The sequence below is a fragment of the Pelosinus sp. sgz500959 genome, from assembly GCF_042610375.1.
GTDB lineage: Bacteria > Bacillota > Negativicutes > DSM-13327 > DSM-13327 > CTSoil-075.
Window position 1 is genome coordinate 117,956 of sequence record NZ_JBGJZL010000007.1, and the last position, 22,605, is coordinate 140,560.

Below are 22,605 nucleotides of genomic sequence, written 5' to 3' on the forward strand. Positions count from 1 at the left end.
GATTGTTTAGCTTCATTTCAATAGTATAATCCATCATAAAAAGGACGGTTAAAACATAAGGTTTTAACCGTCCTTTTTCGAAAGACAAAAATAGGATATATTTTTATACGACTCCTTGACGTAGTAAGTCAGTCAAATGAATCATACCAATGACATGCTCATGATGATCAACGACGGGGAGTACAGTGATAGGTTTTGGCTTATTACTTTCCATCATGTTTAGAGCTTGCGCTGCTAATTTATCGGCGCTGATGGTACGGGGACTTGTAGTCATTAATTTATCTACTTTTTCATTAAGGAAATCATGGCCTTTTTCTAAACTGCGCCGAATGTCACCATCGGTAATTAGTCCTAATAAACGATTATTTTCATCTACGATGGAAGTCGCGCCTAAGCCTTTCGCGGTGATAACAAATAAGGCTTCTTTGACAGTTTGATGTAAGGTAACTGTTGGATTTTCTTGTCCAGCATGCATAATATCTTCAACTTTGAGTAGTAACTTTCTGCCAAGAGCGCCGCCAGGATGAAAAACAGCAAAATCTTCAGGAGTAAATTTACGGGCAGACATTAAAACGACTGCTAAGGCATCTCCTAGCGCCAATTCAACAGTCGTACTTGTTGTTGGTGCAAGTCCGAGAGGACATGCTTCTTTTTCTACGAAAGCATCAAGAAAAATATCTGCATTTTGAGCCAATGTAGAATGTTCTCGACCGCAGATCGCAATGATTTTGGCTCCGATCCGACGAATGGGTGCTAAAATATTAACAATTTCAGTAGTTTCTCCGCTATTGGAGATAGCCAAGACAATATCGTCCTTCGTGACCATGCCCAAATCTCCGTGGATACCTTCTGCTGGATGTAAGAAAAAAGCTGGTGTACCAGTACTGAGTAATGTGGCGGTGATTTTTTGACCAATATGCCCAGGTTTACCCATACCTGTTACGATAACCCGACCTTTTCCTTCGAGGATCATATTAACAGCTTTGACAAACTGTTCATCAATGCGAGATATAAGGGTTTCTATAGCATCTGCTTCTATTCTTAATACTTGCTTTGCTTGTTCAATCATTAAGAAAACCTCCATCATACATGTTTATTTCTTCTCATCTATAGTATATAAAGTATTTACAAATTACAAGGTTTTTTACATAAAAACTCAACAAAGTTAAGAAGAAGTAGTTAAAAAAAGTATTACATTTACTATTGTTTATTTAAGGGAATGTATATAAAATGATCATTGAGAACATGAAAAGTAATATAATCTAGATTTAGTTGCAATGAAGGTGATGAATGGATTGGAAATTCGGCAATTAAAAACATTTATGAGTATTGTAAAATTAGGGAATTTCTCGCAAGCAGCCCAATACTTATCTTATACTCAATCGACAGTGACAACTCATATTCAACTGTTAGAAAAAGATTTGAATACTCTTCTTTTTGAACGATTTGGACAGCAATTGATGCTGACAACAGATGGGGAAAGATTGTATAATTATGCGGAAAAAATTATTAAATTAGCTGAAGATGCGAAAAATGAACTAGATACCTGTGTTGTACCAAAGGGGCCTATTATCATTGGAATGCCAGAGTCTTTGTGTATATCATCCTTAAATAATTTATTAGAAGAATATATATCGTTATATCCGGAAGTTGAGTTAAAGATTAAATTTAGTGTCGATCATGATTTTCGTAATTTATTGCGTAAGAATATGATGGACTTAGCTTTTTTTCTTGATCCTAACATGACGGATAAAGATTTAGTGAGTCAATTTTTGTGGTCGGAGCCCATTGCCATGGTTGCTTCACCAAACCATGTTTTGTCTAAACTTGGCAGTATAGAAATAAAGGATTTACAAGAACAAAGGCTTATTTTTAGTGATTCAGGAACCAGTTATCAACGGATCTTGATCGAAAGTTTGTCCAAAGCTGCTATTCAGCCAAAAGCTATTTTAGAAATATGTCATAGTGAGACCATCAAAAAATTTGTGATGAGTAATTTAGGGATTAGTTTATTACCAGTTTCTGTTGTAAAAGAAGAACTAAAAATCGGAGCGTTGATTGCATTGCCATGGAAGGGGCCTGATTTTCAAACCAATGCATATGTGGTTTATCATAAAGATAAGTGGATTTCTCATGCCATACGAGCATTTATCAAATTAATAGAAGATCGATTGCTTAAATAAGTTGTACCCCTTTTTTAAATGATTTTCTGCCAAAAATAAGGGATTGTTTTTGGGCGAAGGATATGTTAGAGTAATCTATAATTTTAAATAATGATATAGTAAAGAAGTTGACAGTTATAGTGTTAATTTGCCGAAGACATGGAATCAGGTTTAGATCGATCTTCCGTGTTTACTGTTCAAAATCTTTCATTTAGCATAGTTAGCAATGGGGCTATAGATGTGATGCATCTATATGCCTCTTTTTGGTTTATTTTAACTTATTTTTTAGTAGGGAAAATTTAATGAATCGAGTTGAAGTATACAATGAATCAGGATATCAATGGAGTGAAGCTGCTAGTTGCAGGTGAACATGGATTAATCCTTGAATTTGGGGCGACTATTTCCCCTGAAATCAATGCACTTGTTCAGCAATGTACTAGATTATTGAATAGGAAGAAGATCGCGGGGATTATTGAATTGGTACCGACCTATCGATCACTAGCCGTCTATTTTAACCCATTAGTCGTGACACGTCAGGAGTTATCACAGATTATTACAGAAATGATTAGTGAACTTCATCAACTCGATAAGGAGTGCTTAGGAGCTAAGATTGTTCAGATTCCTGTTTGCTATGGAGGTGTTTTAGGCCCAGATTTAGAATTCGTAGCTCGATCAGTTGGTTTATCAGCTCAGGAAGTCATTAAAATTCACACTTCAAAACCATATTTGGTTTATATGTTAGGTTTTACACCTGGATTTCCTTATCTAGGAGGGCTTCCAGATCAAATTGCCGTGCCACGGCAGGAAAAATTACGGATTAATATTCCAGCAGGATCTGTCGGGATTGGTGGTAATCAAACGGGCTTCTACCCGACGGAAAGTAAAGGAGAATGGTGGCTCATTGGGCGTACCCCTATTAAAGCTTTTAACTCTAAGGATAACAATCCTTTTTTAGTTTCCTCAGGTGATTATTTACATTTTGTTCATGTTGGAATTGATGAGTATTTTGCCATTCGCCAGGAAGTAGAAAAAGGAAACTACAAGCCTAAAATCAGTCAAATATAAGGGCGGTGACTAAGGATGATTACAACCATTCAACAAGGGGATTCTACAACCATTCAAGACCGAGGGCGTTTTGGGTATCAGGCTTATGGTATGCCTGTTGCTGGAGCAATGGATCAATATGCTTATGCTGTTGCCAATTTATTGGTTGGCAATCGAGACGATGCTGCCATGTTCGAGATGACTGGATTTGGAGGCGCATTCAAATTTGATGAGAAGCAATTTGTCGCTGTATGCGGTGCTGATATGCAAGGAGAATTAAACGGCGTTTCTATAAAAAATTGGTCATCCTTTATCATTCCTAAAGGCGGGGAAATTCGCTTTAATCGAACGATCATTGGCTATCGTACATATTTAGCTGTGGGCGGAGGGCTTGAGATTCCCATGATTTTAGGTAGCCGATCTACTTATGCACGGGCAAAGGTGGGAGGATATGAAGGCAGAACTTTGCGGCAAGGAGATGTATTTTATGTTGGAAATGATCAGGCTGGTCAGGTACAGCCACGTAATTTAGAAGTCGAATTTATTCCTCAATATACAGAGGAAATTAGGCTCAGAGTTTTATTAGGCCCTCAAGATGATCTGTTCACTGAAAGCATGATTCAGACTTTTTTACAAAGTGTTTATGTTGTATCAGAGCAAGCAGGGAGAACAGGTTACCGTCTTAAAGGTCCAATGATTAAGCCTAAAGGGAAAGCTGATATTGTATCTGATGCCATATGGCAAGGTGCGATTCAAATATCGGATAATGGTATGCCGTTTATTATGACAGCTGATCATCAAACGACAGGAGGGTTTGCCAAAATTGGATCAGTCATTCGTGTAGATTTATCAAAGTTAGCGCAGGCACGACCAGGTGATCGTATTTCTTTTATGCTAGTGACTGAGGAAGAAGCCATTCATGCATTACGCTATGAAAAACAGTCCTACTTGCGTATTGCAGCATCAATGAATTATTTATCCTAAAAAATCAGGAGAAAATATGCTCAATAGGGTACTTCAATAAAATTGAAGTACCCTATTGTTTTTTTCAAATTTACATCTGAAACCTTGGATGGTATTATGAGTTCAAGGTTCACACAACCATATAATAATAGGAAGCAAAGGCGCTTCAGGCAAAGAGAAATCTTTGTTTGAAGCGCCTTTTTACTGTAGGTACTAAACAAGGAGAAAAGAGGGATTTATATGTATCGGGTAGATTTGAACTGTGATTTGGGAGAAAGTTTTGGTGCTTATACCATCGGAGTCGATGAAGACATCCTACCTTTTTTGACGTCAGCAAATATTGCCTGTGGATTTCATGGAGGAGATCCCAGTGTTATGCGTAAAACTGTACAACTTGCTCTTCAAAATAAAGTGGCAATTGGAGCTCATCCAGGCTTTCCTGATCTCATTGGTTTTGGTCGGCGAAATATGGATGTTTCTCCTCAAGAGGTCTATGACATGGTTGTCTATCAAATTGGTGCCCTTGCTGGTTTTGTTAAATCTGAAGGGGGAACAATGCAACATGTAAAACCCCATGGTGCTCTCTATAATATGGCAGCCAAGAAACAAGATTTTGCTGAAGCCATTGCGCGAGCCGTTTATAAGGTTGATCCGAGTCTGATTTTATTTGGTCTTTCGGGAAGTGAACTCGTTTCTGCAGGAGAAAAAATCGGACTCACAACAGCTCATGAAGTATTTGCTGATCGTACCTATCAAATGGATGGAACCCTCACGCCGAGAACTCAATCAAATGCACTGATTACTGATGATGAACAAGCCGTTTCCCAAGTTGTTCGCATGATTAAAGAAGGCAAAGTCTTGTCTCAGCAAGGAAAAGATATTGTAATACAAGCAGATACAGTTTGTATTCATGGTGATGGTTCTCATGCCCTCATATTTGCTCGTCTCATTCGGCAATTTCTTGAGAAATCTAACATCGATCTTCAGGCAGTAGGTGCTAAATAAGAGAGAACTTTAAATTTTAATAGAATGAGGTAATGAAATTGAGCCAAATAAGTATTAATTTTGATTCTGATATAGAGATCATTCCCTTTGGTGAATCGGCTATTTTAATTGAATTCGGAAAAGGTATTGACCCGAAAATACACCAAAAAGTTAATGCATTAACCGAGTATCTTGACCGCCATCCCTTGCCGGGAATGATTGAATATATAGCAGCATTCTCAAGTGTAACCATCGTTTACGATCCAATTCAAGTTAAAAAGTTACAAGTTGATGCCGTTTTAGGTAAAGATCAACTTTCTTATACGATCCTTTCGACTAGCGTAAGGGAAATACTTGCTAAGCTCAGTCATAAAGTTGATCATACACCAAGAATTGTCGAGATTCCAGTCTGTTATGGTGGGGAATTTGGACCCGATTTAGAATATGTGGCCGAATATAATCAACTGCCTATCGATGAAGTCATTAAGATCCATACAAATGGTCAATATTTAGTGTATATGATTGGATTTGCTCCTGGATTTCCTTATGTAGGTGGTATGTCTGAAAAAATTTCGACTCCGAGGCGTCAATCACCTCGTATGTCAATTCCGGCGGGATCAGTAGGGATTGCTGGAATGCAAACAGGTGTCTATCCTATCGAAACGCCAGGTGGATGGCAGTTGATCGGTCGCACCCCTTTAGAGCTTTTTCGTCCCAATGATAATCCGCCAAGTCTTTTGCAATCAGGAGATGTCATTCGATTTTATCCCATTTCCCAGAAAGAATATACAGAATATAAGGGGGAAGAGCAATGAGCATAACCGTTCTTAGGCCAGGTCTTCTTACCAGTATTCAAGATTTAGGGAGATATGGATATCAAAAATACGGAGTAATCGTTAGTGGTGCTATGGATTCTTACGCTCTGCGTGTTGCCAATCTTTTAGTGGGTAATAAAGAGGGAGAGGCCACCCTGGAGATGACTTTAATGGGACCTTCGCTGCTTGTAGAAAAAGATATTCTCATTGCCATTACTGGGGGAGACTTATCGCCAACAATCAATGGAGAGCCAGTTCCCATGTGGAGACCAGTTTATGTAAAGAAAGGAACTATTCTGCAATTTGGAGCTTGTCAATCTGGTTGTCGTTCTTATTTGTCTGTTGCAGGTGGATATGAAATTCCTGAAGTGATGGGGAGTAAAAGTACCTATCTGCGGGCTGGAATCGGAGGCTTTCAAGGGCGGGCTATGGCGAAGGACGATGTCTTGAAATTGGGATCACCCCAAGAAATATCTCTTCGAATAGTGGAATCTCTTATGAAAAAATTGTCATCCCATTCATTTGCTTCAACAGCCTGGCATGCAGAAAAGATATCCATCCCTCATCATTCTCAGCCTAGTAAGATCCGGGTAACGGTGGGGAGTCAGTTTGAACATTTTACATCAGAGAGTAAAAGTCAATTTTTTCAATGTCCTTTTCAAGTCACAAACCAATCGGATCGAATGGGCTATCGCTTAACAGGGCCAAACTTACAGTTGGCAAAACCACTAGAAATGGTTTCTGAAGCCGTTACTCTTGGGACAATTCAAGTGCCGCCAGATGGAAATCCGATTCTATTACTCGCTGATCGACAAACCGTAGGTGGATATCCTAAGTTTGCTCAGGTGATTACAGTGGATAGTTCTATCGTTGCCCAAACTAAACCAGGAGGCACGATCCTCTTTCAAGAAATTTCTTTGGCAGAGGCTGAGCAGTTATATATTGCAAGAGAAAAAGAAATTAAAAACTTGGGAATTGCAATTCGTTTCAAAATGTCATAGTGAAGATTCAGCGTTAATCGAAGACTGTTTTTAAAGAGAAAAAGGAGTGGAAATGTCATGCTTACATTTGAAGAAATCAGAGAGATTATCAATCTAATCAATCAGTCATCGATACAACATTTTGAACTGGAACAGGAAGAAACCAAGATTGTTATCTCAAAAACGGCAAATCATCTTGGTCAAGAAGGATCACAGCAAAAAAAGAGTGCTAGTGATTTGAAAGTTGATTCTCTAACAACTGTTCCTTCAGTAGGAAAGGGGGAGCAAGTGATTGAAAAAATTGCTAACGATAATAAAAATTTACATGAAATCGTATCTCCAACAGTAGGCACCTTTTATTCGACTCCTGAGCCAGGAGCAGATGGGTTTGTCAAAATTGGTGAGCAGATTCAGCCAAATACCATTGTATGTGTATTAGAAGCCATGAAATTATTTAATGAAGTTGAAGCGGGCGTATGTGGAGAAGTGGTGGAGATGCTCGCCCACGATGGAGATTTTATTGAATATGGTCAACCTCTATTTCTGGTAAAAGTTAAATTATAAATAAAAATAGGTAAAGGGGGAATTGAATATGTTAACACTACTTGGTATTGCGGTCGTTATTGTTGGCTTTGTATTGAGGTTTAATCCATTACTTGTTGTGGTTGTAGCTGGAATTGTAACTGGTTTAGCAGGAAATATGCCAATGGAAAAAATACTGACCATTTTTGGTGAAGCATTTATTAAAAATCGTTATCTTTCTTTATTTATTCTGACTCTACCCGTTATTGGACTTTTAGAAAGAAATGGCTTAAAGGAACAAGCCCAGGAGTTAATTGGAAAAATAAAAGTTGCAACGACTGGACGTCTTTTGATTCTCTATCTTTTTATTCGTGAATTTGCAGCGGCGATCGGTTTAACGGCCTTAGGAGGCCATGCGCAAATGGTTCGACCACTCATTGCTCCGATGGCAGAAGCGGCGGCAGAAAATAGGCATGGAACCTTGCCAGAAAGTACACGTAATAAAATTAAAGCTTTTGCGGCATCAGCCGATAATGTAGGAGTATTTTTTGGTGAAGATATTTTTATTGCCTTTGGTGCAGTTTTACTCATGAAAGGTTTCTTTGAACAAAATGGAATTATACTTGAACCATTACAAATTGCCGTATGGGGTATTCCGACTGCAATTGCTGCCTTTATCATTCATGGTGTGAGATTATATTTACTTGATCGTATGATTGCTCGTGAAGTGCAGGGCGGAGTCGCTGAGCATGTACACGTAAAGGAGATGAAATAATATGATTGTCAGCTTAAATTATATTTATTACATTGCAGGTATTTTTATCGCACTGATTGCTTTGTTAGCATTTAGAGATAAAGGCAATCCAAAACGAATATTAACAGGAGCCTTTTGGGGATTTTATGCTATTTCATTTTTATTTGGTACGTCGATCGATCCTAAATATATGGGGATCATTGTAATCTTAATGGCTATCATTGCTGGATTTGGCGGTGTATGTATTGGTAAACATGATGAAGCAACGGTAAAACAACGTTTGGAAAAATCGAAAAAAATGGGAAACTGGTTATTCCTCCCTGCGCTCTTAATTCCCATCATTACTGTATTTGGAACAATTGGGCTCAAGGATATTAAGATTGCAGGCTTGGATTTATTAGATAAAGGAAATATCACTCTTGTTAGTTTAGGTGTTGCATGTATCATTGCATTAATAGCAGCAATGGTGTTGACCAAGGAAAAAGGAATACGTCCGATTAAAGAGTCTAGACGCTTGATTGATGCAATTGGTTGGGCGGCTGTTTTACCTCAATTATTAGCAACATTAGGAGCGTTATTCGCAGCTGCAGGTGTAGGGCAGGTCGTTTCTGATTTGGTCAGTGCAGCCATTCCTGTTGATAATCGATTTATGGTTGTTTTTGCTTATACTGTAGGCATGGCCTTATTTACCATGATTATGGGTAATGCTTTTGCGGCTTTTCCTGTGATGACTGCTGGAATTGGTTTACCTTTGATTGTTAAATTACATGGAGGAGATCCTGCCATTTTATCGGCCATTGGTATGTTTTCTGGTTATTGTGGTACGCTGATGACACCAATGGCTGCAAATTATAATATTGTACCTGCGGCATTGCTCGATTTACCTGATAAAAATGGTGTTATCAAAGCCCAAGTGCCGACGGCAATTATGTTGCTCATTGTAAATGTATTTTTAATGTACTTTCTTGTATTCTAAAAAATTCTTGATTCCAAGCAAGGACGTAGAAAGCTTGGCGTAAGCCAAGTTTTCTTTGATCCTAATTGGAATCACAAAGGGGAATAAAAAAATGTTTAAAAAAGTGCTGATTGCCAATCGAGGAGAAATTGCGGTAAGAATTATCAGAGCTTGTCGTGAAATGGGAATTGCAACAGTTGCTATTTATTCAGAAGCAGATCAGCATGCATTACACGTAAAAATGGCAGATGAATCTTATTGCATTGGACCTACGCCTTCTAAAGATAGCTATTTAAATGTAATCAATATACTAAGTGTTGCTCAAAAGACGCAAGCAGATGCCATTCATCCAGGGTATGGATTTCTTGCTGAAAATGCAGATTTTGCAGCAACTTGTGCTGAGTATGATATCACATATATTGGACCAACAGCTGATGCTATTAGTAAAATGGGTGCGAAAGCGATTGCCAGAGAAACCATGAAAAAAGCGGGCGTTCCCATTGTTCCTGGCACTGATGGACTTATTGATGATGTAGAAGTTGCAATCAAAGTTGCCCACCAAATTGGTTATCCCGTCATTGTAAAGGCAACAGCTGGTGGTGGCGGTAAAGGCATGCGGGTTGCAGTCGATGAAGGAGAACTGTTAAAAGCCATTCGTCAGGCACAGAAAGAAGCTGAACTTACTTTTGGTAATGCTGGCGTCTATTTAGAAAAATATTTAGAAGAGCCGAGGCATGTTGAGATTCAGCTTATGGCTGATCAACATGGACATGTCGTCTATCTTGGTGAAAGAGATTGCTCGATTCAACGTCGTCACCAAAAACTTGTGGAAGAAGCACCATCTCCTGCTCTTAATCAAGAATTGCGGGATAAGATGGGGCGTGCAGCAGTACTCGCTGCTCATGCTGTAACTTATCATGGAGCAGGAACGGTAGAATTTCTTCTCGATAAACATAATGAATTTTATTTCATGGAAATGAATACTCGAATCCAAGTTGAACATGGTGTCACTGAAATGGTAACAGGGATTGATTTGATCCAAGAGCAAATTTCTGTCGCCGCAGGAAACCCTCTATCCTTTGCACAAGATGATGTAAAAATGAATGGCTGGGCTATAGAATGTCGAATTAATGCAGAAAATCCAGCAATGAATTTTATGCCTTCACCAGGAAAAGTGGAAAAGTATCTTCCACCAGGTGGTTTTGGAGTAAGAATTGATAGTGCAGTTTATTCTGGATATGAGATTTTACCTTTTTATGATTCCATGGTGACAAAAGTCATTGTCTGGGGAAAAAATCGCCATGAAGCCATTCAAAAAATGAAACGAGTCCTAGATGAGTTTGTGATTGATGGAATCCATACGACCATCCCTTTTCACAAAAAATTATTTCTTCATGAAAATTTTAAAAGTGGAGACTTTAATACTGGTTTTTTAGATAAATATAGTCATATGTTTGATGAGAAAAAAGATCAGAGATAGGCTAGGGAGTAGAAAAATATGAACAAAAGTTCTGGACAGGAAATCATAAAGATGTTTACGGAACTGGCCCCTTATATTAATGAAATATTTGTGGAAGATGTCGGTATATCAGTTATCGAGAATGGGCTATATACAGCCTATGTACCAGGTAAGTCTTTTGATCTGGGCGTTAAGGCAGGAGAGCCGATGAAAGGCCAAGTTTGTGAACAATGCATAACGACGGGTAGCCGAGTTGTCCGTATGATATCAAAGAAAGAATCAGCCTTTGATATTCCATACATCGCCTGTGCACTTCCCATCAAAGAGGGAAATAAAGCAATTGGTTGTCTTATCACGACTCAGGCAGTGATGAATCAAGAAAAAGTTCATAGTATAGCTGGGAATCTTGCAGCTTCTTCTGAAGAGTTTACTGCGAGTATGGAGGAATTGGCAGCGAGCGCAAATGAGCTATCAACAATTTGTGCTGATTTAGGTGCACTGAGTAACGAATTAGCTGATACGATTCAACAGACAGATGAAATTGTTACTTTTATAAAAACCATATCGAATCAGACAAATTTGCTAGGCCTTAATGCTGCAATTGAAGCAGCCCGAGTAGGTGAGGCAGGTAGAGGTTTTGGCGTAGTCGCAGAAGAAATCCGAAAACTGGCAGCTGTAAGTGCTCAATCAGTAAAAAATATTAATTCTTCTTTGAAAAAAACTCAAGATTCTATTGGCAATATGAACAAAAAAGTAGTTACGATTGATAATACCGTTCAAAACCAAGAACACTCTATACAAGAAATGACAAAGGTAAGTCAAGAATTGGCAACGATGGCTGGAGAACTATCCAGCGTTTCTGACAGTATGATAAATGGCGCAAATGAAAAATAGTAAAAAAGTCCTGTTCAGATTTCTTCAGGAAATCTGGCAGGACTTTTGTCTGTCCGCACGGAAATTATAAGTAAGTACATGGACAGAAGAGGATTTTCTCATCAATGGATGGGGAAAATGCTTACGAGGTGAAAAATGATAAATCAATTTCTCAGAATTACGCAAACTAGAGTAAGGGCTCTAGGGTTAGACATGAGGTGCTATAGTGATTTTGAATGATGGAGTTGAAGGAAGTATGAAAAAAAATCAACGATGCTATTTAAAACTGTTATCAGGACAATATCCTTCGATTCAGGCAGCATCAAACGCAATTATTAGTTTATCGGCACAACTTGAGTTGCCAAAGGGAACCGAACATTTTCTCTCTGATTTGCATGGTGAATATGAAGCTTTTCAACATGTTGTAAAAAATGGTGCAGGATCAATTTGGCTTAAAATTAAAGAATTATTTGGGAGTACGCTCACAAAGCAAGAGCAACGCAACTTAGCGACTCTTATTTACTATCCTGAACAAAAAGTATCTTTGATGCTGCAAACTGTACCTGACCAAGGTGAATGGTGTCGTTTAACGTTGATGCGCCTGATCAAGCTTTGTCGTATGCTAACTTCCAAATATCAGCGTACAAAAGTTCAAACTTTTTTACCACCTGATGTAGCACCGATTATTGAAGCATTATTATATGAACGAGAAAACATTGCCAATAAGTCGGAATATTATCAAAATATGATTGAGACCATTGTTTCAACGGATAGTGCTCAAATTTTTATTATTACCCTCTCTGAACTCATCCAACGTTTAGCCATATCAAGACTTCATGTGATTGGCGATATCTATGACCGTGGTTATGGTTCACATTTGATTATGGATGCGTTGATGGAATATCACCAAGTTGATATACAATGGGGTAACCATGATATTCTATGGATGGGCGCAGCAACAGGGAGTGAAGCTTGTATTGCCAATGTTATTCGTATTTGTTTGCGTTATGGTAATATGGAAACCTTAGAAAATGGATATGGCGTTAGCCTACTCCCTTTGGCTTCATTCGCTCTTGAAACCTATGAAAATGATCCTTGCGACTGCTTTACACCGAAAGTGATGAATAAAGAAGATTTTACCGATCGTGAAATTCAGTTAATGGCTCAGATGCATAAAGCGATGGCGATTATACAATTTAAACTTGAAGGGCAGATGATCAAAAGGCGACCTCATTATCAGATGGAAGATCGATTATTGCTTGACAAGATCAACTATGAAAAAGGTACGATCATACTCGACAATATAGAATATCCTTTGATTGATCATCATTTTCCAACGATTGATCCAAATGAACCTTATGAGTTAAGCCCTGCGGAGCAGGTAGTGATGGAAAAGTTAAGAATATCCTTCATTAATAGTGAGAAACTGCAACAACATGTTCGTTTTCTCTATTCTAAAGGTAGTATTTATCTGATTCATGATGGTAATCTCCTCTATCATGGTTGCATTGCCATGAACGAAGATGGTTCTTTTCAATCTTTTAATGTAGATGGGCAAGCATACGCTGGGAAAGCCTTTATGGATCGCGTTGATCGTTTAGCTCGTCAAGCTTATTTTACTAAGGATAATATAGAAAAAAAACAATATGGTATGGATGCCATTTGGTACTTATGGTGCGCTGCTCAATCGCCACTGTTTGGTAAAGAAAAAATGGCGACCTTTGAACGTTATTTTCTTGCTGATCCAGCTACCCACAAGGAAAAACGCAATCCATACTATGTTTTTCAAGATAGAGAAGAAACAGCATGCAAAGTATTAGAAGAATTCGGTCTTGATCCAAGGACCGGTCACATCATCAATGGACATGTACCTGTAAAAGTCAAAAAAGGTGAACGACCAGTCAAAGCGAATGGCAAATTAATTGTTATTGATGGTGGCTTTTCTAGAGCTTATCAAAGGCAAACTGGGATTGCAGGATATACTTTGATTTCCAATTCTAAGTGTCTATTATTAGCATCTCATCATCCTTTTGAATCTATGAGCAATGCTCTATTAGAAGAAAGTAATCTTGATTCTGAAACGGAAATTATTGAGACCCATCCGATTCGAATGCGAGTAAAGGATACTGATCGTGGTCGTGAGATTCAACAACAGATTGATGCCTTACAAGACTTATTACAAGCTTATCGTGAGGGAATGATTAAAGAAGAGTAAATAGGATCACCACTCTTACAAGGCCTTCAAAATCCTACAGATTGTTATATCTGTAGGATTTATATATTGTCCGAATTTTGACAATATAATGCAGGAATCGCTCTACCGATCTAGAAATATTGTTTTAATATCCAAATAGCAAAGAGAGAGGTATATGCGATGAAAATTAGTACCAAGATTTATGGTGGTTTCAGCCTGATGCTAGTGATTATGCTTGTGATTGTTGGAACCTTTTATTATCAATATCAAATTGTTGAAAAACTTAATTCGAATATGATCAATTATCGCGCACCACTACAAAGTCATGCTCAAGACTTAGCTTTAGGAGCAGCGCGAGAAGCCGCCGCTATACGAGGATACTTAGCGACTGGTAATCCCAAGTTTAAAAAAGATCTTGATCAAGCAATGCAAGAAGTAGAGGCTAATCTTAGTTATTTAAATGAAAAAGGTAAAATAAAAGAAGTTCTGAAACCTGTCAATGATGCCAATACAAAATTTATCCCCCATTTGAAGAAAATGATCGAATTATATGATACCCAGGGACAATTTGCTGCAGCTGTATATATGTCAACTTATGCTGCTCCAGATAATGCTGCTTTTCTAGGGGAGATCGATAAATATGTAGATCGGCAAGAACAAAGTATTAATGATGATAAGAAAAAAATTACTGAACAAGAAGGTACGATGCTGACTTCTGTATTAACGATTTTATTCATCGGAATTTTCCTTGGAGGGGCCAGTTCGCTATTGATTACTAGGCCTATTTTAAAATCCATTGATCAAGGAGTGGATTATGCTCAAGCAATGGCCCAAGGACAATTCAATCAGCAATTAGAGGTTAAGAGCAATGATGAAATGGGAATTTTATTACAAAACCTTAATACTGCATCGGCTAGTTTACGTTCTTTGATTAAGCAGGTAGCAATTTCGGCGCAATCTGTTGCTGCATCTTCTGAAGAACTGAATGCGAGTGCAGAGCAATCAGCCCAAGCAGCCAATCAGGTGGCTATTACCATTACAGAAGTAGCAGACGGAACGGAAAAGCAAGTATATGCAATTAATATGACCACTGGGGTTGTAGAGACAATGTCAGCAAGTATTAAGAACATCGCAATGAATGCGAATGTCGTAGCAGGCATTTCGGGTCAAACCGCTGATTCAGCTCGTGAAGGAGGCAAAGCCATTCAGGCTGCTATGAACCAAATGAGCAATATTGAGCAAACCGTCATTAATTCGGCACAAGTGGTTTCCAAACTCGGAGAACGATCAAACCAAATAGGGCAGATTGTTGATACCATTTCTGGAATCGCCGGTCAAACGAATTTACTGGCTCTCAATGCGGCCATTGAAGCGGCGCGCGCTGGTGAAGAAGGTAGAGGGTTTGCTGTTGTAGCTGAGGAAGTACGTAAATTGGCTGAGCAGTCTCAAGAGGCTGCTAAACAAATTGCAACTCTTATTACAGAGATTCAGACAGATACAGATAAAGCTGTCATAGCAATGGGGGATGGGACACGTGAAGTTCAAGTTGGGACAGAGGTTGTAAATACAGCCGGATCTGCTTTCGAGCATATAACGATACTGATTAATCAAGTTTCTGATCAGATTAAGAACATTTCAGCAGCCATTCAAGAAATGGCATCAGGAAGTCAGCAAATTGTCGCTTCTGTTCATGATGTTGAGACGATTAGCAAAGAGAATGCGGGGCAAACTCAGACTGTATCTGCTGCAACAGAAGAACAATCTGCATCTATGGAGGAAATTGCTTCAGCTAGTCAAGCCTTAGCAAAAATGGCAGAGGAACTACAAACTGCTACTCGAAAGTTTACGATTTAGTCTTTTGGAGTGATAAAAAACTATCAAATTTTTAATTTGGTAGTTTTTTTATAAATAAAGTTTTTATAATTTATGTTAATCAGAAATGAGGTACATTACTATGAAAAGTGAAGAAAGAATCAGGAGATTTTTTTTCAACCCATTTGATTGGGAAGACTATTTAGTCAGTTTATTTTATATTGGATGCTCCCTCAGTCTTTTTTTGATTTTAGATCTATTTCAATCCTACAATCATTTACTTTTTCATTCTATTGCTGAAATGATGAGTATTAGTTCTTCATTGATCATTTTTATCGTTACATTGCACATGTGGAAACAATTAGATAATAATAATTATCTTTCTTTTTTGGGTATTGCATTTTTCTTCATTGGATTAACAGATACACTTCATATGCTTGCGTATAAAGGAATGCCGATTTTTTATGGCTTTGATTCAGATCTATCTACTCAATTATGGATGTTAGGACGTTATCTACAGGGCTTTTCCTTATTAATTGGTGCCTTATTGATTAAAAGAAATAAGCAAATCAATCAGTTGGCTATAGTTAGTGTGTATACTTTCATTGTTGGAGTTTCATTAATTTCAATTTTTGAATGGAAAATATTTCCTAAGTGTTTTATTGAAGGATATGGACTAACAAATTTTGCGATCATGAGTGAATATGTAATTTGTATTGTATTAATTGCAAGTGCCATAGTCATGTGGAAACAGAGGTTTTCTTTTACTCGAAAGATACTCATGCTATTGTTCTCTTCTATTTTGTTTCAAATCTGTGCTGAGCTGACGTTTATTATTTATAATCATATTTATGCATTTTCCAATTTGTTAGGTCATTATTTTAAAATTATATCTATAATGATTTTTTGTAAAGCGATCTTAATTACAGTAGTAAAAAGTCCTAATCATTTTTTCTATGCAAGATTAAAGAGAAAACAGGAACAACTAAAAGAAGCTCAACGCATCGGAAATATGGGAAGCTGGGAATTAAATATAGTAACGAATCATTTTAGATGTTCAAGTCAAACTGTACGCATTTTAGAATGGGACTATTGTAAAGGAGAAGTATCCTATGAGCTTTTTTTAGAAATGGTTCATCCTGAAGATCGGGAGCAACGTAACGATATATTTGCAGCAGCGATAAAAAGTAGAAAGATCTATGAAAATATTCATCGTTTGTTGCTGCCTAATGGATCGAGTAAGGTTGTCCATGAACGGGGAGAACTTTCTTATAGTGAAAGTTTTCATCCGATAAAAATGAATTGTATTATTAAAGATATTACTGAGAGTCGACGCGTGCATGAAAGGTTAGAAAAATATAAAATATTAGCTGAAAAAACCAATGATGCCATGCTGTTTGTTGACAAAGATGGAAGGATTCTTGAAGCGAATGACGCTGCGATAAAAATGTATGGATATACAGTTGAAAGTCTCTTATCCATGTCCATTTTTGATTTAAGGTGCAGTGAAAAAAATGCATGTGTAATTGAGCAGATGCAAATTGCAGATCATGAAGGAATTACTTTTGAAACGATACATTATCGGCAAAATGGCACTGCGATTCCTGTTGAAATTAGTTCCAAAGGGACTTTTCTAGGTGATCGAAAAGTTTTTCTTAGTATCATCCGTGATATTACCGATCGCAAAAAAGCTGAAGAAGAAATTTTGATTGCTCTAAAAAAGGCTGAAACAGCAAATGCTGCTAAAAGTCAATTTCTTGCTAACATGTCTCATGAGATTCGAACGCCTATGAATGGAATTATGGGTATGACAGATTTAGCACTGATGACAGAACTTAGCGAAGAACAAAGAGAATATTTGTCAATTATTAAGTCATCAACAAACTCTCTTTTGCGCGTAGTCAATGATATACTAGACTATTCAAAAATTGAAGCGGGGCAAATTGATATAGAGCAAGTACCCTTTGATTTGCGAAATACAATTCATGAAGTGATTGATTTATTTGCTATCGGTGCAAAAGAGAAGGGTCTTTCTATTCGATTAAACTTTAATGAGATGATACCTCGATATATCATTGGTGATTCAGTTCGATTACGACAAGTGCTTTCAAATTTAGTTGGCAATGGTATTAAGTTTACATCCGAAGGGGAAATTATCATTCATGTTGATCGAGAAGAACAAGACAGTCATAATGTGAAAATTAGGTTTGCGGTTAGCGACACAGGTATTGGTATTCCTGAAGACAAACGCGATAAGTTATTTAAACGTTTTAGTCAGGTTGATGACTCCAATACGAGACAATTTGGTGGGACTGGGCTTGGACTTGCAATTTCGAAAAAATTGATTGAAATGATGGGGGGTCTGATTGGTGTAGAAAGTGAAGAAAATGTAGGAAGTCATTTTTTCTTTGAAGTTGTATTTGGGATTCCAGTAAAAAAGGATGATTGTATCATAAGCAAGGATGTTATTTATAAACAATCACTTCAGTCTAAAAACACAGTTATGAAAAAAGTATTACTTGTTGAAGATGATACAGTGAGTCGAGATATGGTAACCATTATGCTGGAAAGAAAAGGTTTTACCGTACTTACAGCCGTAAATGGTAAAAAAGCTGTTTCTGCTTTTGAGAAGGAGCAATTTGACATCATCATCATGGATATCAATATGCCTGATTTAGATGGCTACGCAGCAACAGCTATGATTCGGTTAAAAGAAAGAACTCTAAAAACTCGGACGCCAATTATTGCAATGACTGCGTATGCATTGCAAGGTGATCGAGAGAAATGTTTGCAGTCTGGGATGGATGATTATATTAGTAAGCCGATTGATTTTAATCAAGTCATAGAAGTCCTTGATAAACATATAAAAATGGGATCTACTGAGAATTATGAAGTTCAAGATAAAGATACTTGAAAGTCGTTTTATTTTCAGTCAAACTTTGTCTAAAGAGAAAACTGTGATTTATCTTGTGGTTTATAATCCCATAAAAAAGTCTCTACCATGTAAAAATGGTAGAGATTTTTTAATTTATACCATTAATTATATATGAAGTGGAGGGATTTTAAATTGATATAAGCAAGAATTTCCAGTAGAATAAGAAATAGTAATAAAAAATATTTGTAGAAGTTTGTAATTTTATGTAGAGGATTGAAAGAAGTATGTTAAAAACAAAGTTAATTTTCGGAATTACGATTGGGATAGTATGTATCTCTTTTGGTGTATTGGCAGCAACACCTGAAGTTGACGGTGATATTCGTATTCGCATCCAAAGTCGTACTGGTGATGCTAACTCTCTAATGAAGGGGACAGTAACCATTACGCGGGTTCGGTTAAATGCTGATTTTCCAATACATGATCAAGTAAGTTTATATGGCCGTCTAGCAGTTGAGCAGGCAGGTGATAAGGTTCATAATAATGGATTATATGATACTGCTGGGGTGTTTGATCGCTGGGGAATGAATTGGAAATATAAAAATGGTATCGTGAAAATCGGTCGCCAGGATGTAGTGATTGGACAAGAAGGATTGGTGTTGACTACCCTCATTGATGCTGTCGGGGAAAATAATCAATTAACGGGTGTAACAGCCATCTGGAAAGAGGGGGAGAATTCTTTTAAGTTAGTAGGTGGTCGGTTGGGGGAAGGATTATTTCAGCCTTTGCCAAAAGTAAAAGCTAATCTCTATGCTCTGCAGGTAGATCATAAAGTAAATCAGAGGCTTAGCATTGGTGCTACTTATCGCCAAATTGCAACCATTGATCATTATTCATCCGCAATGGCAGGAGTTTATTTATCAGCTTATCCAGGTGTGATCAAGACCTATTCCTTATTAGGGAGTTACTATCTTGATCATAAAACTATAGGGTATACTGAATTTGGCTATTCAAATGCCCAGCAGTACAATGGTGGTTTTGGTCTTGGAGTCGCTCATATGATTGATAAAAAGAATAGTTACAGTATCAATTACTTTAATCAAGGTAAGAATTCAGGGTTATTCCGTAATTGGGGAGCACCAGATTTTGCTCGTAATATCTCCAATGCCAATACTTCCTGGATCGGGTATGCTTTATATTATCGTCATCAGATGAACCGCAAAACCCTATTAGAAATCAGTGATTATTATGAGCAAGGTAATGTTAATAGCGGAGCTAACCAGTTTCGTGTAGCGCTCTTGACTAATTTCTAATGTCTGCTATGAAGATCATTATAGTGAGTCAAGGATGTTTGGGTTAAACGTTGAGGAGACGATATCATGGCAATATGGGAGTATATAAGAAAGAAAAAAATTGGTCTGCAAATGATCGGTGTCGTAATGGCGGCCATGGGGTTATTGATTTATGTATGTCAAATTGATGATGTAGAGAAAGCACCTCAAGCTGTCCATGGGGTAATGGATCTCACGCAGTGGGATTTAGTCGATAAAGGTACAATCAAACTCGATGGTGAATGGGAATTTTATTGGGGAGAACTTCTAGAGCCCTCTGATTTTCTAGGAAATAAAAAGTTAAGAACGGATACTTATTTTTCAGTGCCGAATAAATGGAATAATTATAAACCTGGAGATAGTTCAACTGGTGATGGTTGTGCTACTTATCGATTGAATGTGAAACTTCAAGAAGCAGGCAAGTATTTAAGCATACAGATACCTGATGTGGCTACAGCCTATAAATTATATATTAATGGAAAATTATTAAGCGTAGTGGGGAGCGTAGGTCAGGAGGCAGCTACTAGTAAACCACGATATTTCCCTCAAATTGTGAGTTTCTATACTGATCAGCAAAATATTGAATTGGTTATTCAAGTATCTAATTTTGCTCATCAAAAAGGTGGTATTAAATCGAGTCTTTTATTAGGTCTGGATCAGAGTGGGCATAAGTGGCGAGAGAAACAAATGGGTTTTGAAATGTTTATATTAGGTATTTTTTTTATTATGTCCATCTATCATTTTGGACTTTATTTATTGCGTACAAAAGATAAAGCTGCACTCTATTTTGGATTGTTTTGTTTGCTCATTGCCATTCGAACTATAGTAACTGGTGAAATATTACTCATGTCCATCGTTCCTAGCTTAGATTGGCAATTATTAATTAAAATAGAATATCTATCTTATTATTTATCCGTTCCTGTTTTTGTAAAGTTTATTTATCATTTATATGCATCGAATACTTCGCCTAAAATTAGCAATAGTATTAAGAGTATGAGTTTAGTTTTTAGCGGCGTAGTTATTTTTATGCCAGTAAAAAACTTTGCTAAAACTTTAATATGGTATGATGTGATTACATTATTAGCGTGTATATACATTGGTATGATGTTGATTCGAGCTGTAAGGAGTAAGCAAGAAGGTGCAGGCCGTTTTATTTTTGGTGTATTTATTTTTTTAGGGACTGTTATTAATGATATGTTTTTTGCTCAAGGATTATTGCGAACTTGTGAGATGGTGCCGGTAGGATTATTTATATTTATCTTTTTTCAAGCCTTAGCGTTATCGACTAAATCTTCAAGAGCCTATGCAAAACTGGAAAAAGTATCAATGGAGTTACAGCAGAGCAATGATAAAGTCATTCATATTCTTGAAAGTATTATGGATGGATTTTTTGCTCTTGATAACCAAGCTCGATTTACTTATGTCAATCGGGAAGCGGAATTCTTATTGCAAAAATCTCAAGAGCAATTGTTAGGCAAAGTGATATGGGATGAATTTCCTGGATCTGATCAATCCTTAGCCTATGGACAGTATCGAAAAGTAATTATGAAAAAAATACCAGCCCATTTTGAAATTTTCTTGGATCGTTTAGGCTTATGGTTAGAGGTTAGTGCCTATCCTTTACAGGATGGACTATCTGTTTTTGTTCGTAATATTCAAGAACGTAAGCAGGCTGAAGATCAAATTAGAGACTATACTGAAAAGCTTAAAGAGCAAATCAGATTACTTGATCTTGATCCAGATTATACCTTTGAATGGAATTTGGATGGAATCATTGTTTTTTGGAATCATGGTGCGGAACTTGGATACCAGTGGACGAAGGATGAAGCTTTAGGGAAAAAAGCTTCTGTATTACTAGAGACTCAGTTTCCCCAACCTCTGCAGGAAATCAATGATGAATTAATGGCTAATGGACGTTGGATGGGGGAGATCATTCAAAGGAGACGCGATGGTACGACTGTGGTGGTGCGGAGTTGTCGGTTACTTAAACGAGGGGTAGATGGCAAACCGAGTGGAGTGCTGGAATTTAATAAAGATATTACAGAGCAAAAGAATATTGAAAAAGAGATGGCACGGTTGGATCGACTCAGCCTGATTGGACAGATGGCGGCAAGTATTAGCCATGAAGTTCGAAATCCAATGACGACAGTGAGGGGCTTTCTTCAATTGCTTGCTAAAAAAGAGTCTAATGTTAAATATGGAGAATACTATGAATTAATGTTGAGTGAACTAGATCGAGCCAATGAAATTTTGAATGAATATTTATCAGTAGCTAGGGGGCGGGAACCTAACTTTAGATTACAGTCTATGAATGAGATTTGTAGTTCTCTAAAACCTCTCTTAGAAGCTGATGCTTTTAAAGCCGGTAAGGATATAGAGTTTGATTTAGGGAATATACCAGACTTAGTACTTGATGGTGGTGAAATTCGTCAATTAATTTTAAATTTATGTCGCAATGGTTTAGAGGCCATGGTCGATGATGGTCACACCATGAGGATCGCTACTTTTCTTCAAGGAGAAAATGTCATCTTATCCGTTTGTGATGAAGGAGTGGGCATTCCAAAAGAAGTGATTGGCAGGCTAGGTACGCCATTTTTAACGACAAAAGATAAGGGAACAGGCCTAGGGCTGGCAGTTTGTTATGGTATTGCAACAAGGCATAAGGCGAGCATTGAAGTTTCTAGTCATTTAAAAGGTACAACATTTACTATCAAATTTAAAAAAAGTGCTCGTCATCTAGCGTAAGAAGAAACTCATCAGCCTAAATAGGGCAAATGAGTTTCTTTTTCTTGTAAAACAAATAATATAGAGTTTTTTAAACAGTAGGAAAAATTTATCTTATGTTCATTATAAACTGTAATGATAAGCATAATGAACATAAGAGA

General features: G+C 37.4%; 17 protein-coding genes. 16 read left to right on the forward strand and 1 reads right to left on the reverse strand.

Features of this window, described 5'->3' with window-relative positions:
• Positions 1–103 precede the first annotated feature (103 nt).
• A complete protein-coding gene (locus ACAN52_RS12640) occupies positions 104–1,069 on the reverse strand; it encodes an SIS domain-containing protein (protein ID WP_378955233.1) in 966 nt (321 codons plus the stop codon).
• A 217-nt stretch (positions 1,070–1,286) separates the two neighbouring features.
• Here ACAN52_RS12640 and ACAN52_RS12645 point away from each other — a divergent pair, with 217 nt between their 5' ends.
• The 16 genes from ACAN52_RS12645 to ACAN52_RS12720 all read left to right on the forward strand — a co-directional run bounded on the left by ACAN52_RS12645 (position 1,287) and on the right by ACAN52_RS12720 (position 22,465).
• Complete coding sequence (locus tag ACAN52_RS12645) at positions 1,287–2,183, forward strand: LysR family transcriptional regulator (RefSeq protein WP_378955234.1); 897 nt, start codon at positions 1,287–1,289, stop codon at positions 2,181–2,183.
• Positions 2,184–2,486: 303 nt separating this feature from the next.
• The gene (gene pxpB / locus ACAN52_RS12650; RefSeq protein WP_378955235.1) at positions 2,487–3,227 is read left to right on the forward strand and encodes a 5-oxoprolinase subunit PxpB; all 741 of its coding nucleotides are present in this window, start codon (positions 2,487–2,489) and stop codon (positions 3,225–3,227) included.
• Between the two features lie 15 nt (positions 3,228–3,242).
• The gene (locus ACAN52_RS12655) at positions 3,243–4,190 is read left to right on the forward strand and encodes a biotin-dependent carboxyltransferase family protein (RefSeq protein ID WP_378955236.1); all 948 of its coding nucleotides are present in this window, start codon (positions 3,243–3,245) and stop codon (positions 4,188–4,190) included.
• Positions 4,191–4,409: 219 nt separating this feature from the next.
• A complete protein-coding gene (gene pxpA, locus ACAN52_RS12660; RefSeq protein WP_378955238.1) occupies positions 4,410–5,174 on the forward strand; it encodes a 5-oxoprolinase subunit PxpA in 765 nt (254 codons plus the stop codon).
• 32 nt (positions 5,175–5,206) lie between these two features.
• Positions 5,207–5,968 (forward strand): 5-oxoprolinase subunit PxpB, encoded by a 762-nt coding sequence (pxpB, locus tag ACAN52_RS12665; protein ID WP_378955240.1) that lies wholly within the window; start codon positions 5,207–5,209, stop codon positions 5,966–5,968.
• Positions 5,965–6,969, forward strand: a complete 1,005-nt coding sequence (locus ACAN52_RS12670; RefSeq protein ID WP_378955241.1) for a biotin-dependent carboxyltransferase family protein — start codon at positions 5,965–5,967, stop codon at positions 6,967–6,969. The genes pxpB (ACAN52_RS12665) and ACAN52_RS12670 overlap by 4 nt, the downstream gene beginning before the upstream one ends.
• Before the next feature lie 57 nt (positions 6,970–7,026).
• Positions 7,027–7,512: an acetyl-CoA carboxylase biotin carboxyl carrier protein gene (gene accB, locus ACAN52_RS12675; RefSeq protein ID WP_378955242.1), complete on the forward strand. Its 486-nt coding sequence runs from the start codon at positions 7,027–7,029 to the stop codon at positions 7,510–7,512.
• 28 nt (positions 7,513–7,540) lie between these two features.
• Positions 7,541–8,245, forward strand: a complete 705-nt coding sequence (locus ACAN52_RS12680; protein ID WP_378955243.1) for a DUF969 domain-containing protein — start codon at positions 7,541–7,543, stop codon at positions 8,243–8,245.
• A 1-nt stretch (position 8,246) separates the two neighbouring features.
• Positions 8,247–9,200: a DUF979 domain-containing protein gene (locus ACAN52_RS12685; RefSeq protein WP_378955244.1), complete on the forward strand. Its 954-nt coding sequence runs from the start codon at positions 8,247–8,249 to the stop codon at positions 9,198–9,200.
• A gap of 91 nt (positions 9,201–9,291) precedes the next feature.
• Complete coding sequence (gene accC, locus ACAN52_RS12690) at positions 9,292–10,659, forward strand: acetyl-CoA carboxylase biotin carboxylase subunit (protein WP_378955245.1); 1,368 nt, start codon at positions 9,292–9,294, stop codon at positions 10,657–10,659.
• Between the two features lie 18 nt (positions 10,660–10,677).
• The gene (locus tag ACAN52_RS12695; RefSeq protein WP_378955247.1) at positions 10,678–11,532 is read left to right on the forward strand and encodes a methyl-accepting chemotaxis protein; all 855 of its coding nucleotides are present in this window, start codon (positions 10,678–10,680) and stop codon (positions 11,530–11,532) included.
• Between the two features lie 205 nt (positions 11,533–11,737).
• The gene (locus ACAN52_RS12700) at positions 11,738–13,726 is read left to right on the forward strand and encodes a fructose-1,6-bisphosphatase (protein WP_378955248.1); all 1,989 of its coding nucleotides are present in this window, start codon (positions 11,738–11,740) and stop codon (positions 13,724–13,726) included.
• A 159-nt stretch (positions 13,727–13,885) separates the two neighbouring features.
• A complete protein-coding gene (locus tag ACAN52_RS12705) occupies positions 13,886–15,559 on the forward strand; it encodes a methyl-accepting chemotaxis protein (RefSeq protein WP_378955249.1) in 1,674 nt (557 codons plus the stop codon).
• 100 nt (positions 15,560–15,659) lie between these two features.
• Positions 15,660–18,431: an MASE3 domain-containing protein gene (locus ACAN52_RS12710; RefSeq protein WP_378955250.1), complete on the forward strand. Its 2,772-nt coding sequence runs from the start codon at positions 15,660–15,662 to the stop codon at positions 18,429–18,431.
• A 245-nt stretch (positions 18,432–18,676) separates the two neighbouring features.
• Positions 18,677–19,702, forward strand: coding sequence for a hypothetical protein (locus ACAN52_RS12715; RefSeq protein ID WP_378955251.1), 1,026 nt, complete (start codon positions 18,677–18,679; stop codon positions 19,700–19,702).
• A gap of 66 nt (positions 19,703–19,768) precedes the next feature.
• Positions 19,769–22,465 carry a 7TM diverse intracellular signaling domain-containing protein gene (locus tag ACAN52_RS12720; protein ID WP_378955252.1) on the forward strand — a complete coding sequence of 899 codons (2,697 nt, stop codon included), beginning with the start codon at positions 19,769–19,771 and terminating at the stop codon, positions 22,463–22,465.
• Positions 22,466–22,605: the final 140 nt, after the last annotated feature.